Source organism: Dyella sp. (assembly GCF_035685805.1).
GTDB lineage: Bacteria > Pseudomonadota > Gammaproteobacteria > Xanthomonadales > Rhodanobacteraceae > Dyella_A.
Genome location: NZ_DASSAB010000044.1, coordinates 1 through 16254, shown reverse-complemented (window position 1 = coordinate 16254; position 16254 = coordinate 1). Strand labels below are relative to the sequence as shown.

The following is a 16254-nucleotide window of genomic DNA, read 5'->3' as shown; positions in this document are numbered from 1 at the left end:
TGCATGGATGCACTGTCGAAAAGCCCGGCCGCGGCTCACGGACTTGCCGGGCGCAGCCCGGCAAGCGCCGAGGAGGGTCGCCTTCTCTTTGGTTACTTTCTCTTGGCGACCCAAGAGAAAGTGACTCGGTCGCCGAAGGCGAACGAAACGCCTTTGCTTCTAAAGTCCGCAGGCAATGCCCTCATATCGCCACCTTTTTCCCCGTTAGGCCTTGGCGGCGTTCCATAAAAAGCCTATCGGATGGAATATTTGGAAGTCTAGACGTCCAAACATGCCGACCAGTTGCAATCACATTGCCGCAGCGCAACACTGGCGAACCTTCCACGCCACCTGGCCCAACCACCCGTGACCCCGCCCGCCCAAGCCCCGCTCCCCGCGGACGCCCCCTGGATCGTGATGAAGTTCGGCGGCACCTCCGTCGCCACGCTTCCCCGTTGGCAGAACATCCGTGAGCTGGTCGCCAGCCGCCGCGCCGAAGGCGCGCGCGTGCTGGTGGTTGTCTCCGCGCTGACCGGCATAACGGACGCACTGAAACAGCTGTGCGGCGAGGGCGATCGGGCGAAACGGGTGGCGGCGGCCGACGCGATCGCGCAGCGCCACTACGACCTGCTGGCGCACATGCAGCTGGAGACGCCGCCGACGCTGGCCGAACGGCTGCGCACGTTGGCCGAGCTGGCCGACAAGGGTCCGGCCGAGCTGGGCGAGCTGGCCTGGTCGGCGCAGGTGCAGGCGCACGGCGAGCTGATGTCCAGCGCGCTGGGCGCGGCCTTCCTCAGCCACAGCGGCGTGCCGACCGAGTGGGTCGACGCACGCGAGTGCCTGAGCGCGATCGCACTCCCCAACCAGAACGAGCGCACCCGGCTGCTCTCGGCGATGGTCGATGCCCGGCCCGATCCGGCGCTCAATGCACGCCTGGCGGGGCGCGGCGAGGTGTTCATCACCCAGGGCTTCATCGCCCGCGAGGCCGACGTCGAAGGCAGCCGGCGGCGCACGGTGCTGCTCGGCCGCGGCGGTTCAGACACCTCGGCCTCGTACTTCGGCGCGCTGCTGAAGGCGGCGCGGGTGGAGATCTGGACCGACGTGGCCGGCATGTTCACCGCCAACCCGCGCCAGGTGTCGGGCGCACGCCTGCTGCAGAAGCTGGACTACGAGGAGGCGCAGGAAATCGCCTCCACCGGCGCCAAGGTGCTGCACCCACGGTGTCTGTCGCCGCTGCGCGAGCCGCGCGTGCCGCTGCTGATCAAAGACACCAACCGGCCCGAACTGGACGGCACGGTGATCGGCCCGGAGGTGCGCGAACACGCCCCCAGCGTGAAGGCGATCAGCGCGCGCAAGGGCATCACCCTGGTATCGATGGAGTCGGTCGGCATGTGGCAGCAGGTCGGCTTCCTCGCCGACGTGTTCGCTCAATTCAAGCAGCATGGCCTGTCGGTGGACCTGATCGGCTCGGCCGAGACCAACGTCACCGTGTCGCTGGACCCGACCGAGAACCTGCTCGATTCCGACGCCGTCGCCGCGCTGGCCGCCGACCTGGCCAAGGTGTGCCGGGTCAAGGTGATCGCGCCGTGCGCGGCGATCACCCTGGTCGGCCGCGGCATGCGCTCGATGCTGCACACGCTGTCCGGCGTGCTGGCCGAGTTCGGACAGTTGCGGGTGCACCTGATCTCGCAGTCGTCGAACAACCTCAACCTCACGTTCGTCGTCGACGAGAGCGTGGTCGACGAGCTGCTGCCGCACCTGCATGAGCTGCTGATCGGCGCGGGCGCGCTGCGCACCGACGACAGCGCGCTGTTCGGCCCCAGCTGGCAGGCGCTGTACGGTAGCGGCGAGGCGCCGGCCGCTGCCTCCGCCTGGTGGCGCGAGGCCGAACGCGAGCGCCTGCTGGCGATCGCCGCCGAGGCCACCCCGCGCTACGTCTACCACCTGCCCACAGTGCGCGCTCAGGCGCGCGAGCTGAAGACGCTGGCCGCGGTGGACCGCCTGCACTACGCGGTGAAGGCCAATACGCATCCGGCCATCCTCAAGGCGATCGCCGCGGAAGGCTTCGGCTTCGAGTGCGTCTCGCCGGGCGAGCTGAAGGCGGTGATGGCAGCGGTGCCGGAAAGCGCGCCGCTGCTGTTCACGCCCAACTTCGCACCGCACGCGGACTACGCCTGGGCGCTGACCACGCGGGCCACCGTGTCGCTGGATTCGCTCTATCCACTAGAGCACTGGGGCGACACCTTCCGCGGTCGCGAGATCGTGCTGCGGCTGGATCTGGGCCGCGGCCTGGGCCACCACGAGAAGGTGCGCACCGGCGGCAGCGGCAGCAAGTTCGGCCTGCCGGTGGAGCAGCTCGACGCCTTCCTGCGCCTGGCCGACCGCTATGGCGTCACGGTGCGCGGCCTGCATGCGCACCTGGGCTCGGGCATCCTCGACGCCGGTCACTGGGGCGAGGTCTACGCGCAGCTGGCGAGCCTGGCCGAGCGCATTGGCAGCGTAGCCTTCCTGGACATCGGCGGCGGCCTCGGCGTGCCCTCGCATCCCGGCGAGGCGCGGCTGGACATGGTGGCGCTGGACAAGGTGCTGCGCGAGGTGAAGGCGGCCTACCCGCACTACCAGCTGTGGATGGAGCCCGGCCGCTACCTGGTGGCCGATGCCGGCGTGCTGCTGGCCAAGGTCACCCAGCAGAAGGGCAAGGGCGCGCTGCGCTACCTCGGTGTCGACACCGGCATGAACAGCCTGATTCGCCCCGCGCTGTACGACGCCTGGCACGAGATCGTCAACCTCACCCGCCTCGACGAACCGGCCACCGCGCTCGTGCAGGTGGTCGGCCCGATCTGCGAGAGCGGCGACGTGCTCGGCACCGACCGCCGGCTGCCCGAGGCCAGCGAGGGCGACGTGGTGCTGATCGCGCAGGCCGGTGCCTACGGCAAGGTCATGTCCTCGCCGTACAACCTGCGTGAGGACGCCGAGGAAGTGATCCTCGACTGATGGCGTTCTGCCTCCTCGCTGCCCGTGGAACGACGGGCAGCGAGGAGGCAGCGCCGTTAGAATCTGCGCTTGCGCCGAGCCGCGGCCGGCGAGGAGAGTCATGTGAACCACCCGATCCAACCGCGCCTGACCCAGGTGTTCCGTTTTCTGCACGCCCGCTACGCCGATGGCGTGGCCGAGCTGAGCTACGCCTTCGACGACGGCGAGCCGCTGGTCGAGCGCGTCCGCTTTCCCGCTGCCCCGGCGCTGCCGCCAGCGCGGCAGGCCGCGTTCGACGTGGCGCTCAAGCTGCTGCACCTGGTTGCCGGCGTGAGCTACTACAAGGCCGGCGTGCCGCCGCAGATCGAGGTGGCCGATGGCCCGCTGGACGACGCCACCGCCGACCTGCTCGACGCGCTGTACCTGCACGGCCTGGCCGAGTTCGCCTATCGCAACGGGCTGGACCTGCGCGGCCGCATCCATTTCCCGCGCGGTGGTTCGGCCGCGCCGGCGATGCCTGCGCTGGGTCTGCCGAAGCGCACTCTGGTACCGATCGGTGGCGGCAAGGATTCGCTGGTGGCGGTGGAGGCGATCAAGTCGATCGGCGGCGACGCTACCGCGGTGTGGGTCGGCAACTCGCCGCTGATCGCGGCCTGCGCCGAACGCACCGGCCTGCCGACGCTGAACATCCAGCGCGAGCTGGCGCCGGGGCTGTTCGAGCTGAACCGGCTGGGTGCGTGGAACGGCCATATCCCGGTGACCGCGGTGAACTCGGCGATCCTGGCGCTGGCGGCGATCCTCTACGGCCATGATTCCATCGCGTTCGCCAACGAGCGCTCGGCCTCGGCGGCCACGCTGGAGTACGACGGCCAGCAGGTGAACCACCAGTGGAGCAAGGGCTACGCCTTCGAGACGCTGCTGTCGGACTGGCTGCACAGCCACGTGGCAGCGGACCTCGACTACTGCTCGCTGCTGCGCCCGTATTCGGAGCTGGCGATCACCCGCGCGTTCGCCAGACTCACGCCGTACTTCGATGCCTTCTCCAGCTGCAACCGCAACTTCAAGATCCTCGGTCCTAAGCCCGTGGACCGCTGGTGCGCACAGTGTCCGAAGTGCCATTTCGTCTTTCTCGCGCTGGCGCCATTCCTGCCCAAGCCGCGCTTGCTCACCATCTTCGGCCGCAACCTGCTGGACGACGAGTCGCAGGCGGCCGGCTTCGACGCGCTGCTCGAATACCAGGACCACAAGCCGTTCGAATGCGTGGGCGAGGGCGCCGAGGCACGCGCCGCGATGTATGCGCTGAGCCAGCGGCCCGAGTGGGCCGAGGATGCGCTGGTCGCCCGTTTCCGCAGCGAGATCCTGCCGCAGCTGGATGCCTCGCAGCTGGCGCTGGAGCCGTGGTTGCAGCCGTCCGGCGAGCACCGCGTGCCGGCCCGCCTGCAGGCCGCGCTGGCGGCGATCGGTTGATGCGCCACCGTGCCCCTGTAGGAGCCCGCTTGCGGGCGATGCCTTCGCTCCGGATCACCATCAAAGTCAGGGGCATCGCCCGCGAGCGGGCTCCAACAGGGGGTGACAGTGCGTATCGCTGATCTCGCCAACCAGCGCGTCGCCGTCTGGGGCTTCGGCCGGGAGGGACGCGCAGCGATCACCGCGATCCGCGCTGAGCTGCCGGCGCTGCCGCTAGCCCTGTATTGCAGCGAGGGCGAAGTCGCCCACGCGCAGGCATTCGATCCGGCGCTGGCCGTGTATGGCAACGAGCCGGACGCAGCGGCGCTTTCGGCGTACGACGTGGTGGTGAAGTCGCCGGGCATCTCGATCTACAAGCCGGCCGTTGTCGCCGCGCAAGCGCAGGGCACCGTGTTCACCTCGGGCACCGCGCTGTGGTTTGGCGAGAACCCTGGCGCCCACGTGGTCGCGGTGACCGGCACCAAAGGCAAGAGCACTACCACCGCGCTGCTCGCGCATCTGGCGCGGTCCTTGGGCGTCCGTACCGCGCTGGCCGGCAACATCGGCCTGCCGCTGCTGGAACTGCAGGGGCAACCGGCCGAGCTGTGGGCGATCGAGTTGTCGAGTTTCCAGACCGGCGAAGCCGGCCCGCTCGAGCTGGCGGTAGTCACCAGCCTGTACGAGGAGCACCTGGACTGGCACGGCTCGCGCGAGCGCTACGTGGCGGACAAGCTCAGGCTGGGCGAGGTGGCGCGCACGCTGCTGGTGAACGGCCAGCAGGCGAACCTGATGGCGCTGACGGCGGCGCATCCGCAGCGAAGCGTGTTTGGTGACGCCGCCGGCTGGCACGTGGCGAGCGGCTTCATTCGCCGTGGTGATCGCGACGTGTTCCCGGTAGCGCAGCTCGGCGTGCCTGGTCTGCACAACGCGCTCAATGCCAGCGCCGCGCTGGCGGCGCTGGAGCTGCTCGGCTACGACGCGCTGGCCGCGGCGCCCGCGCTGGCCACGTTCCGCCCGCTGCCGCACCGCCTGCAACCGCTGGGGCGGCAGGACGGGCTGGACTGGATCAACGACTCCATCGCCACCACGCCGGCGGCGGTGGTCGCGGCACTTGAGAGCCTGGCCGGTCGCGACGTCAGCGTGCTGGTGGGTGGTTATGACCGCGGCGTGGACTGGGCGCCGTTCGTCGAACACGTGCGGGCGCATCCGCCGCAGGCGATCGTGTGCATGGGAGCGAACGGTGCGCGCATCGAGGCGTCGCTGCGCGCGGGCGGCGTGAGCTGCCCGGTGCCGCGCGTGACGGATCTCGCCGCGGCGGTGGCCGAGGCGCGCGCATGCACGCCCGAGGGCGGCGTGGTGCTGATGTCGCCCGGCGCACCGAGCTTCGACCAGTTCAAGGACTACGCCGAGCGCGGCCGCCGCTTCGCCACCCTGGCCGGCTTCGCCGCCGACGCCACCGGCATCGATGGCCTCGGCATCCGCTGAGGCGTCCGCCGCCTGCCCGCTGTGCGGGGCGGCGAGTGGTACGCCCTGGAGGGAAACCACGGGTGTCTACCGGGGCTGTGCGCAGTGCGATCTGGTCAGCCGCGATCGCTCGACCTGGCTTGATGCCGATGCCGAGCGTGCCTACTACGGCACGCACGACAATCGCATCGATGACCCGGGCTACCGGCGCTTCCTCAGTCAGCTCGCCGATCCGCTGATCGCCCGTCTTTCGCCGGGTGCGCGAGGTCTGGACTACGGCTGCGGCGCAGCACCGGCGCTGGCGCTCATGCTCACCGACGCGGGCTTTCCCACCGTCGGCTACGACCCGTTCTTCGCGCCGGACGAGTCACGCCTCGCGGCGCACTACGACTTCGTCACCTGCACCGAAGTGCTCGAGCACATGCATGATCCACTGCGCGATCTGGCCTGCATTGACGCCATGCTCCGGCCTGGCGGCTGGCTCGGCCTGATGACCGAGCTGCGCCCGCCGCTGGCCGACTTTCCGCGCTGGCACTACCACCGCGATCCCACTCACGTGGGATTCCACTCGGAGCGTTCGCTGGGCTGGATCGCCGGGAGGTTCGGCTGGTCAGTCGAAAGCCTCGGTCGACGGGTCGCGCTGGTCCGCAAAGGCACGATGGCGCCGCGGCAGGCGCCGAACGGGACAAGCGGGCCCGAAATGGCAGCGGGGCTAGCCGCGGTCACGGGCCCGATAGTGGAGGAACGGCATGATGACGCCGGATGACCTTGCGGCGTGGCGCGAGCACCTCACGCCTGCACTGGTTGAACTGGATGGGATGCTCTTCGTCGCCCGACGGGGCGCAGGCCGTGAGGCCGTGCAGTCGGAAGTGTCCACCTATGCGTCCGCCGGCGAAGCGCAGCGCTGGATGAATCTGGTGCCGGTGGACGGATTCATTTCGGCCATGGTCGGCGACGACGGGGCGGACCAGGACCCCGCGGTGGCCAGGATCCTGTCGGCTCTGGAGAGAATATGGACGGCCATGATCCACGCTTACTTTCCCGGTGCGGTCTTCGTCATCGACCGGCTGTTCGACGCCGAATCCGGCGACGTCATTCTGAGGATCCGCTCTCCGTAGCCAGCGACCTGATGCCCGGTTGCACGCAGTCGGTATGCTGCCCGCTGCACGCGCTGGCACGGCGACGCGGACAAACGAGAAGGGCGCGGTGATATCCACCGCGCCCTGCAGAGGTTACCTGCCGAGTCGGCTTACCAGATCTTCACCCGCTGCTGCGGATCGAGATACAGCTTCGCGTCCGGCTTCACCTCGAACGCCTTGTACCAGTCGTCCATGTTGCGCACGGTCTCGGCGCGGAACGGTGCCGGGGCGTGCACGTCGGTGTTGATGCGCTGGCGGACCGCAGCGTCGCGCGCTTTCGAGCGCCAGGTCTGGCCGAAGGCGATGAAGAAGCGCTGGTCGCCGGTGAGGCCGTCGATGACCGGCGCCGGCTTGCCGCCGAGCGAGGCATGGTAGGCCGCCAGCGCCGCGGTGAGGCCTGAGATGTCGGCGATGTTTTCGCCCAGCGTCTGCTCGCCGCTCACGTGCAGGCCCGGCAGGGCTTCGTACTGGTCGTACTGCTTGACCAGCCGCTCGCTCGCCGCCTGGAAGTGCTCGAGGTCGGCCGGCGTCCACCAGTTGGCCAGCTTGCCCTGCGCGTCGAACTCCGCGCCGGTGTTGTCGAAGCTGTGGCTGATCTCGTGGCCGATCACCGCGCCGATGGAGCCGTAGTTGGCAGCCGCGTCGGCTTTCGGATCGAAGAACGGCGCGCCCAGGATGGCCGCGGGGAAGTTCAGCGCGTTCTGCAGCGGCAGGTTCACCGCGTTGACCGTCTGCGGGGTCATCCACCACTCGCCGCGATCGACCGGCTGGCCGATCTTGGATTTCTGGTGCTCGTATTCGAACGTCTCCGCCCGCATGCGGTTGCCCAGGACATCGTCGGGCTTGATCACCAGCGTGCTGTCGTCGCGCCAGGTATCGGGGTAGCCCACGCTCACGCGCAGCGTGGCGATCTTCTCGTGCGCGCGAGCGCGGGTTTCCGGAGCCATCCAGTCGAGCGAGTCGATCCGCTGGTCGAACGCGTTGACGATGTTCTTCACCATCGTCTCGACCTCGGCCTTGGACGAGGCCGGAAAGTACTGCTTGACGTAGAGCTGGCCCACCGTGTCGCCCAGGTCGTTGCTGGTGATGTCCACCGCATTCTTCTGCCGCGGCTGATCTTTCGGCACGCCCATCAGCGTGCGCGCGTGGAAGTCGAAGTGCAGGTCGGCGTACGCCTTGGGCAGCAGCCCGGCGTAGCGGTCCATCGTGTGGAAGCGCAGCAGGGTCTTCCAGGCCGACAGCGGCTCGCTGGCAACCAGTTTCGACAGGCCGGCGACGGCCTCGGGCTGCCACACGTCCACCTGCTTGAGGTCGGCCAGGCCGGCGGCGTCGAAGTATGCGCTCCAGTCGATGCCCGGGGCCTTCTTGGCGAAGTCGGCCGTGCTCCAGAGGTTGTTCGCCTTGTGCACGTCCTGGCTGTCGACCAGGCTGGTCTGGGCCTTGGCGATCTTCGTTTCCAGATCCAGCACGGCGCCGGCCTCGGCGGCCGGGTCTTTCGAACCGGTCTGCCTGAACACGGCGGTGACGTACTCGCGGTACTTGTCGCGTGCCTTCTTCATGGCGGCATCGTCGGACAGGTAGTAGTCGCGGCTGGGCATGCTCAGGCCGCCCTGAAGCAGGTAGGCGATGTTCTGCGAGGGGTCTTCCAGGCCCTGGGTGACGAACAGGCCGAACAGGTGGTCGGTATGGAAGTCGGTGGCGTTGATCGGGTCCACGTCGGCCCGCAGGCGGCTGCCCAGCACCCGGGACAGATCCCCGCGCGACGCGATCGCGTCGATCGCCGACAGCTGCGGCTGCAGCGGCTGCAGGCCGGCCTTCTCGATCGCATCGGTATTCATGTAGGCGGCGTAGTAGTCGGCGATCTTGCGTTCGCGCGAACCTTCGGCCGGGTTGCCCTTGCCGGCCTGCTCGATCAGCTCGGCGGTGCGCTTCTGTGCGGTTTCGTAAAGCTTGAGGAAGGCGCCGGTGCTGGAGCGGTCATCGGGGATCGGCGTGTTCTTCAGCCAGGTGCCGTTGGCGTAGTCGAAGAAGTTGTCGCCCGGCCTGACCGCGGTATCCATGCCGGCGAGGTCCACGCCAGAAGCCGTGGCGGCGGCAGCCGACGCGGCCGGCGCCCGGGCTGCGGTGCTGGCGGCGGCCGGCCGGTCGGCGGCGGTGTCGGCGTCGTGCGATCCGCCGCAGGCGGCGAGGGCGGTGCACACGGCGGCGGCGAGGATCCAGCGCGCTGGGGTCATGGCGGGGCTCCGGCTGAGGAAAGTCGCCCACCTTAGCGCTGCCCCGCCACGCATGCAGCATGACCATCGACAGGTGTGTGCCTCGCGCTCAGCGCTCCAGCCGGTAGTTGAAACTGGCGCGGCTGAAATCGGTGGCGTTCTGCGCCTCGAAGTTCCAGCGCTTGCTGAGCCGGTAGCGCAGGGTAATCACCTGGCCGGGTTCGAACAGGCCCACGCCGTAGCTCAGGTACAGCCGCGGCGAGAGGTACTTGCCCACGGTGAATGCCGAGCTGCCGCCGAGCGCCTCGTTGCTGGACACGCCGATGTCGTCCACGCCCAGCTGCGCGCCGATGCGCTTGGCGAGCAGGTCGCCGCCGGCCGAACCCAGTGCCTGGGCCGCGGAATTGACCAGCGAGCCTTCGCCGCCCTTGACCTCCGACAACGGCTTGCCGGTGATCAGGTACGACAGCGCGTCGGACTGCTCCATCACCGGCGTGGAGAACACTGTCAGTACCGGACGCTGTGCAGTGCCGGAGATGTAGAGGCCGACCTTCTGCCCCTCGTCCACCGTGGCGTTGGGGTTGAGCTTGCGCACGGCGCGGATGTCCAGCCGCGGGTTGTCCACCGGCGTGCTGGCGTAAAGCAGCTGGCCCTGCTCGATGGTGAGGTTCTGGCCGTAGGCACGGTAGGTGCCGCTGACATCCACCTGGCCCTGCGCGGTCGTCACCCGGCCGGGGCGTTCGGTCACCACCAGCTGGCCGCGCAGGTTGCCGTCCAGGCCCAGGCCGATCACGTGCGTGCGCTTGCCCAGGTCAACCGCCACGGTGGCGCTGATCGGCAGCTTCTGCTGCGCGGCCTGCTGCTGTTTTTCATCCACCACGACGATGTCTGGCGAGGCCTTGGTGGCGCCGGCGCCGGGCAGGCGCGACACGTCGACATCCGCGCTGTCCAGCGCCACCCGGCCGGTAACGTCGATGCCGGTGTCGCTCTGGCGGATCACCAGGTTCGGCGACATCACCACGCGGGCGGCGGGAATGTCTACCGCGGTGAACGCGTCGCCCTTGACGGTGAGTGTGGTCGCCGCGGCACTGCCCAGCCCGGCGGTGCCGCCGATGGCGAGCGAGCCCTTGCCGCTGTCGACCCGGCCATCGACGCGGAAGGTCTGTGCGTCGTCGGTGGCGAGGCTGAGCTTGCCGCCGGTGAGGGCGAGGCCCGCCGACGGCACCTCGGCGGCGAAGCCGGTCACCGTGGCGTCGCCCGTGACCACCGGCTGGTCCAGCGTGCCGCCGATGCGCAGGTTGCCCTGCGCGGCGCCCTCGACGTTGGCCAGCTCGCTGGTGAACAACTCCACGAACGCCAGCGTGCCCAGGCGCAGGTTGATGTTGCCGTCGAGCGACCCGCTGTCGCCGCTGGCGGTGACCTCGCCGTCCAGCAGGCCGCCATGGTCGAGCTCGCCGTGCACGGTCAGGTGCTGCCGCTCCGGCGCCAGCTCGGCCTGCAGACGCAGGTCGCGATAGCTCAGCAGCGGCTGGGCGGGACGGTCGGTGTAGCTCACGCTGCCTTGGTCGGCGCGGATCGTCGCGCTCCCGCCGAGCACGCCCTTGGCACTGCGGCGGAGCTTGCCGTCGCCCTCGATCGTACCGTCCACGCGCAGCGGCAGGTCGGACAGCCCGGCCGCGTTCATCACCAGCGCCAGCGGCAGCGCGCGCAGGCGGTAGGCGCCTTCCAGACCCCCGCCGGTGCTCTGGCTGCCCTGCACGCACAGCAGCGGATCGCCTGCCGTCAGGCACAGTTCGCCCAGCCGGGCGGTGCCGTCGCGGTAGCTCAAGGCCGTGTCCTGCTGGAGCCGCCAGCGCGGCAGGCCCTGCGGATCCAGCGTGAGGGTGGAGAGCGTGCCGCTCCAGGCGTCGTTCTTGAACGATCCGTCCACGGCGAGCGCGGCCGAGAGCTGGCTGCCGTTCGCGTCCAGGGTGACACGGTGCTGCGGCCGGCTGCCTTCGGCCAGGGCGTGGATCTCACTGAAGGCCAGCCCGGCGGCGAGCACGCCGCGTGCGTCGATCGCCAGCTTGCCGCTGGGGTGACTGATGTCGGGCACCCCCACGATGACGTGCAATGCCTCCACCTTCTGCTGCTGCCAGCTCAGCCGGCTGCCCTGCAGCGTGCCGTTGACGCTCAGTGCGGGCGGCTTGCCGCCGATGTGCAGATGGCCTTCCAGACGTCCGCCGGCATCGGGCAGCCAGTCCGCCAGCGACCGGATCGCCAGCTGCACGTCGGCGTCGTTGGTGGCACCCGGCTGGGCCTTCAGGCTGACCGTGCTGCCGCCAGAGGCGAGCTCCAGCGTGCCGTCGACCACCTGCGCCGGTGACAGGTGCAGCGTGCCGTGGCCGCGCACCTGGCGCTGGCGCAAGCGGCCCTTGAGCGTGCGCAGCTCGAGCGTGGCATCGACGCCGGCCGGTTGCCGCTCGCCGCGGGTGGAGAGGTCGGCATCCAGCTTGCCGTCCCACCCGGCGAGCAGGCGGCCGGGATCGAAATCGTCGGCGGTGGCGTCGAGTTGCCACGCCAGCGCGGGTTTCAGCGTCAGCGTGCCGTGTGCCTGCAGGCCACCCTCTGGCTGGGTGAGGTCGAGCGTGTGCAGGGCGATCTGCTGCGGCGTGCCGTCGAGATCCACGCTCAGATGCGCCGGCTGGTCCGGTGGCCCCACGGTGAGATCGCCGGCCGCATGGAAGCGCTCGGTGCTGCCCTTGGCGGTCAACTGGCCATCGGTGGCCAGGGTCTGGCCGACCAGCGCACTGGGCAGCTCCACCCCCGACCAGCGCAGATCCAGTTCGGCGCGGGTCGGCGCGGCATCCAGATGGATCAGCCCGCTCGCCTGCAGTTGGCCGGGCACCTGCGGCGAGGTCACGGTCAGCTGTTCGAGCTGCAGGGCGTCGAAGTTGTCCGAGAAGTGCGCCCGCAAAGGCGCCAGCTTCAGCGTGTAGTCGTTGATCGCCAGCTGCCCTTCGATGCGGCCACCGCGGTGGTCGCCGCGGCCGTGCAGCGATGCGGCCAGTGCCCGGATCGAGCCGGGCCCCAGCAGCGGCTCGGGATTGAACCTCGGCACTTCCAGGTCGGCGCGCCAGGGGTAGTCGCCGGACTGGGTCAGTTGCAGCGTCAGCGCCGATGCCGTGGGCTGGCTCAGGGCAAGCTTGAAGGTTGCATTGCGGCCGTCGCTGTCGCCCTGGGCGGTGCCGGCGTAGGTGGTGTCACCCACGGTCCAGGCGAACTCGGCGCTGCCATCGCCGCGGTAGTCGCCGCCGGCCGCCAGCGTGCCGTGCAGCGACACGTGGCCGTCCGGGCCGCGCAGTTGCAGCTGGCGCACGCGGATGCCGTCGGCGGTCCACGCGCCGGCCAGGGTGAGGTGGTCGGAGGCGAACACCGGTGCGCCATCCCGGGTAATCCGTACGCTGCCGATATCCACGTGGTCGAGCACGATGTCCAGCGGCGGCTGCAGGCTCAGACCCGCGCCGTTGTCGTCAGTGGCACTGGGCGGCGGCAACGCCACGGTGATGCCCGATGCGGTCAGTTCGAGCACGTGCAGCCGCTGGCGCAGCAGCGGCCAGAATGCGAGCTCGGCCTGCGCCTGGTCGATGCGCACATCCGCGCCCCCGGCGGGGTGGTAGCGCACGTTGCGCAGGGTCAGCGGGCCGACCAGCCGGCCGCGGGCCTGGCCCACGCTGAGCGCGCCGCCGGTAGCGGCCTGCGCCCGCGCCAGCGCGAAGCGCAGTCCGCTGCCGGTGCCCAGCAGCCAGAAGCATGCGCCGGCCAGCACCACCACCAGCACCAGCACGGTCAGCAACAGTGGCCGCAGCCAGCGGCGTCGGCGTGGGGTCTGCCCGGGAGCGGTGGCGGGAGTCATCGGCGCCTCCTCACAGGTCCGGCCCGATCACGACGTGCAGCTCGATGCCGTGGCGATCCGGGTTGTGCACGGGCGTGCCCACGTCGACCCGGATCATGCCCACCGGCGACAGCCAGCGTACGCCCAGGCCCGCGCCGATCCTGGGGCGGTAGTCGGTGCCGTTGAACGCGTTGCCGGCGTCGACGAACGCGGCCATGCCCCAGTTCTTCGTGAAGTAGTGCTCCACCTCGGTGCTGGCCACCAGCAGGTTGCGCCCGCCAATCACGCGACCGAAGCTGTTCTTCGGCCCGATCGACTGGAAACCGTACCCGCGCACCGAGCGGTCGCCGCCGGCGAAGAAGCGCAGCTGCGGCGGCAGCGCGCTGAAGTCGCCGGTGGAGGTGACGCCGGCGCTGCCGCGCAGGATCAACCGGTTGCGGCCCTTGAAGGCGCGGATCCACTTGGCGTCGACCAGCAACTGGGTGAACCGGGTGTCCGACAGCAGCGAACCGGCGGTGCTGCGCGCGGCCACGCTTAGCGACCAGCCCCTGCGCACGAACGTGGGGTTGTCGCCATGCTTGCGTGCCAACGCCGCCTCGGCGAACAGCAGCTGGCTGCGGCCGTGTTCGATCCCGGGGGCGTTGTCCGGCTCGTTGCCACGCTTGCCCACGGTGAACGTGCCGATCAGCGCATGCGCGCCCAGCGAGCGGGTCCAGCCGTGCCACAGGCGCGTCTCGTTGCCGACCAGCTCCAGCGTGCGCGATTGCGAGGTGGTGGTGTCGGCGTCGCGGAAATTCGCACCGAAATTGAGGCTGCGCTGGTTGTGGCCCGGCAGCGGGATCGCGTAGAGCGTCGACAGCGTCTTCAGTCGCTGCGCCACCACCAGCTCGTTCTTCCAGGTATGGCCCCGGTCGTTGACCCAGCGCTTCTCGATGCCGCCGCGCAGGCCGAAGCCGGTATCGGTGCCGATGAACGGCCCGCCGGTGTAGATCGTGCGCGGCGCCGGCACGAGCTGCACGTTCACCGTGACCGTGCCGTCGCGCGCGTCGTCCACGTCGGGCAGCACGTTGACCACCGAGAAATAGTCGGCGCCGTTGAGCGCCTGCTGCAGATCGAGCAGTTGGTCTTGCGAGAAGTAGTCGCCCGGCTGGAACGGAACGTAGCGGTCGAGGAAGCCCTCGCGGAACTGCGAGCCCTCGAAATGCACCTGGCCGAAGCGGTAGCGCGGGCCTGCGTCCCACGCCAGCTTGATCACCGCACTGTGGTCCGCGCGGGTGACCTCCACCCGATGCGTCACCAGCTTGGCGCCGAGGAACCCATGCGAGGTCAGCTGGGCGCTCAACGCCTCGCGGGCCGCGCTGTACACGCCGTCGTTCAGTTGCTGCCCCTTGAGCCGCTCGATCGCCCGGCTCGCGCGGCGGATCGGTGCGATCGCGGTGGCCTGCTCGCCCAGCTTCAGCTCGACCGCGGTCACCTTCACCGGCTCGCCGGGGGCGACGTGCAGCGTGACGCGCCAGTCGTTGCCGACCTGGTCGAGCTCGCCATCGATCGTGGCATCGTAGTAGCCGTAGGGCCGCAGCGCGTCCTGCACCTGCTCCGGCGCGTGCTCGTACAGCCGGCGCATCTGCGCATCGCTGACGTTGCGATCCGCGTACTGCGCCAGCTCCAGGTTCGCCCGCACGGCGTTCTTGAGCTCCTCGTTCACCCCGTCGACCACCAGCGTCACGCCCGCGTGCGCCAGCATGGGCAGCAGGGCGAGCACGGCGCTCAGGCGTCGGAGCAGGCGGCGCATCGGGGCGGGATTTCCTGGGGAAAGAAGGGAACGGCGACAACTCTAGCTGGGCAAACGTCGGCGGCTTATGAAAGCGGCCGACGCGCCTGCCTCAGCCGGCCTTGTCGCCCGCCTTGTGCGCGATCCACGCACCGACCACGGCCGAGAAGTAGGGGATCGACTGCGCGCCGAGGATGAACATCCACAACGTGCCCTCGATGTAACGCGTCCCGTAGGCCATCGCCATGGCGACGATGCAGCACACCAGCGCGAACGCCATCAGCAGTTCCTCGCGCACCGGGGCGAACGCGGCGAAACCCGATTCGCCCAGGCGGCGGCTCTTGGCGGTGACCACGAACGAGGTCTTTTCACGGGTGAGGCCGTGCAGGATGCCGCGGGCGATCGCGTGGCTGAGGCTCATGCTGGCCAGCGAGGCCATCAGCGTGTCGTACCAGCTGCACGGGACGCGGGCGCGATAAAGCACGATGCCGAAGATCGCCTTGGCGAAGAAGAAGCCGATCACCGGGATCAGGAACAGCTGCATCGGCAAGGCGAAATACTGCGGGAACGCCACCATGCCGGCGGTCCAGAACAGCGCCATCAGGGTGAAGATCAGATGCAGCGCGTCGGCAAACCAGCTGAACCAGCCGGTGAGGAAGTGGAAGCGCTGGCCGGCCGACAGCGGTCCCTTCCTGACCATCCAGCTCCAGCGGCCCTTGAGGATCTGCATGGCGCCGAACGCCCAGCGGTAGCGCTGGCTCTTGTACGCCTTGAAGTCGGCGGGGGTCAGGCCCTTGCCCATCAGCTCGTCGACGTAGACCAGCTCGTAGCCGGCGTGCATCAGGCGCAGGCCGAGCTCGGCGTCCTCGCAGATGGTCCACTCCGACCAGCCGCCGGTGCCTTCTAGCGCCGAGCGCCGCACCATCGTCATGGTGCCGTGCTGGATGATCGCGTTGCGCTCGTTGCGGTGGTGCATGCCGATCCGGAAGAATCCGTCGGATTCCCAGCTGGTCATGCGCCGGAATGCGTTGTGCTCCCACTCGCGGTGCGCCTGCGGACATTGCACGACGGCGATCTTCGGATCATGGAAATAGCCGGTCAGCGCCGACAGCCAGTCGGTGCGCACCACGTAGTCGGCATCGATCGCGGCGATCACCTGCGCGCGCGCATCGGTTTCCTTCAGGCCGAAATTCAGTGCGCCGGCCTTGAAGCCCGGCCACGGGTCGAGATGGTAGAAGCGGAAGTGCGGGCCGAGCTTTTCGCAGTACGCCTGCACCGGTTTCCACACGTCCTCGTTCTTGGTGTTGTTGTCCAGCACCAGCACTTCGAAGTTGTGGTAGTCGAGCGCGGCCAGCGAATCGAGCGTGGCGATCACCATCTCCGGCGGCTCGTTGT

Annotated in this window: 10 protein-coding genes; 6 read left to right on the top strand and 4 right to left on the bottom strand. The window is 69.4% G+C overall.

The features are described from left to right. The 6 genes from VFG40_RS13270 to VFG40_RS13245 form a co-directional block, all read left to right on the top strand. Positions 1-228: hypothetical protein (locus tag VFG40_RS13270; protein WP_324898246.1), on the top strand; the 228-nt coding region annotated here is incomplete at its 5' end. Between the two features lie 117 nt (positions 229-345). Then, entirely contained in the window at positions 346-2973 is a 2628-nt protein-coding gene (locus VFG40_RS13265; RefSeq protein ID WP_324898244.1) for a bifunctional aspartate kinase/diaminopimelate decarboxylase, read from the top strand. Between the two features lie 102 nt (positions 2974-3075). Then, the gene (gene murL, locus VFG40_RS13260; protein ID WP_324898242.1) at positions 3076-4419 is read left to right on the top strand and encodes a UDP-N-acetyl-alpha-D-muramoyl-L-alanyl-L-glutamate epimerase; all 1344 of its coding nucleotides are present in this window, start codon (positions 3076-3078) and stop codon (positions 4417-4419) included. Positions 4420-4527: 108 nt separating this feature from the next. Beyond that, positions 4528-5883, top strand: a complete 1356-nt coding sequence (gene murD, locus VFG40_RS13255) for a UDP-N-acetylmuramoyl-L-alanine--D-glutamate ligase (RefSeq protein WP_324898239.1) — start codon at positions 4528-4530, stop codon at positions 5881-5883. Further along, the gene (locus tag VFG40_RS13250; RefSeq protein ID WP_324898237.1) at positions 5864-6628 is read left to right on the top strand and encodes a class I SAM-dependent methyltransferase; all 765 of its coding nucleotides are present in this window, start codon (positions 5864-5866) and stop codon (positions 6626-6628) included. Before murD ends, VFG40_RS13250 begins: the two co-directional genes overlap by 20 nt. Beyond that, a complete protein-coding gene (locus VFG40_RS13245) occupies positions 6612-6980 on the top strand; it encodes a hypothetical protein (protein WP_324898236.1) in 369 nt (122 codons plus the stop codon). The genes VFG40_RS13250 and VFG40_RS13245 overlap by 17 nt, the downstream gene beginning before the upstream one ends. A gap of 131 nt (positions 6981-7111) precedes the next feature. Here VFG40_RS13245 and VFG40_RS13240 read toward each other — a convergent pair whose 3' ends face one another. From VFG40_RS13240 to VFG40_RS13225, 4 genes are all read right to left on the bottom strand, one after another. Continuing rightward, on the bottom strand, positions 7112-9235 hold the full coding sequence (locus tag VFG40_RS13240; protein ID WP_324898233.1) for a M13 family metallopeptidase: 2124 nt from the start codon (positions 9233-9235) through the stop codon (positions 7112-7114). A gap of 88 nt (positions 9236-9323) precedes the next feature. Continuing rightward, positions 9324-13109, bottom strand: a complete 3786-nt coding sequence (locus VFG40_RS13235; protein ID WP_324898231.1) for a translocation/assembly module TamB domain-containing protein — start codon at positions 13107-13109, stop codon at positions 9324-9326. A 10-nt stretch (positions 13110-13119) separates the two neighbouring features. Continuing rightward, complete coding sequence (locus VFG40_RS13230) at positions 13120-14880, bottom strand: autotransporter assembly complex protein TamA (protein WP_324898229.1); 1761 nt, start codon at positions 14878-14880, stop codon at positions 13120-13122. Between the two features lie 91 nt (positions 14881-14971). Continuing rightward, the coding region (locus VFG40_RS13225; RefSeq protein WP_324898227.1) for a glycosyltransferase family 2 protein at positions 14972-16254 on the bottom strand (1283 nt) is incomplete at its 5' end.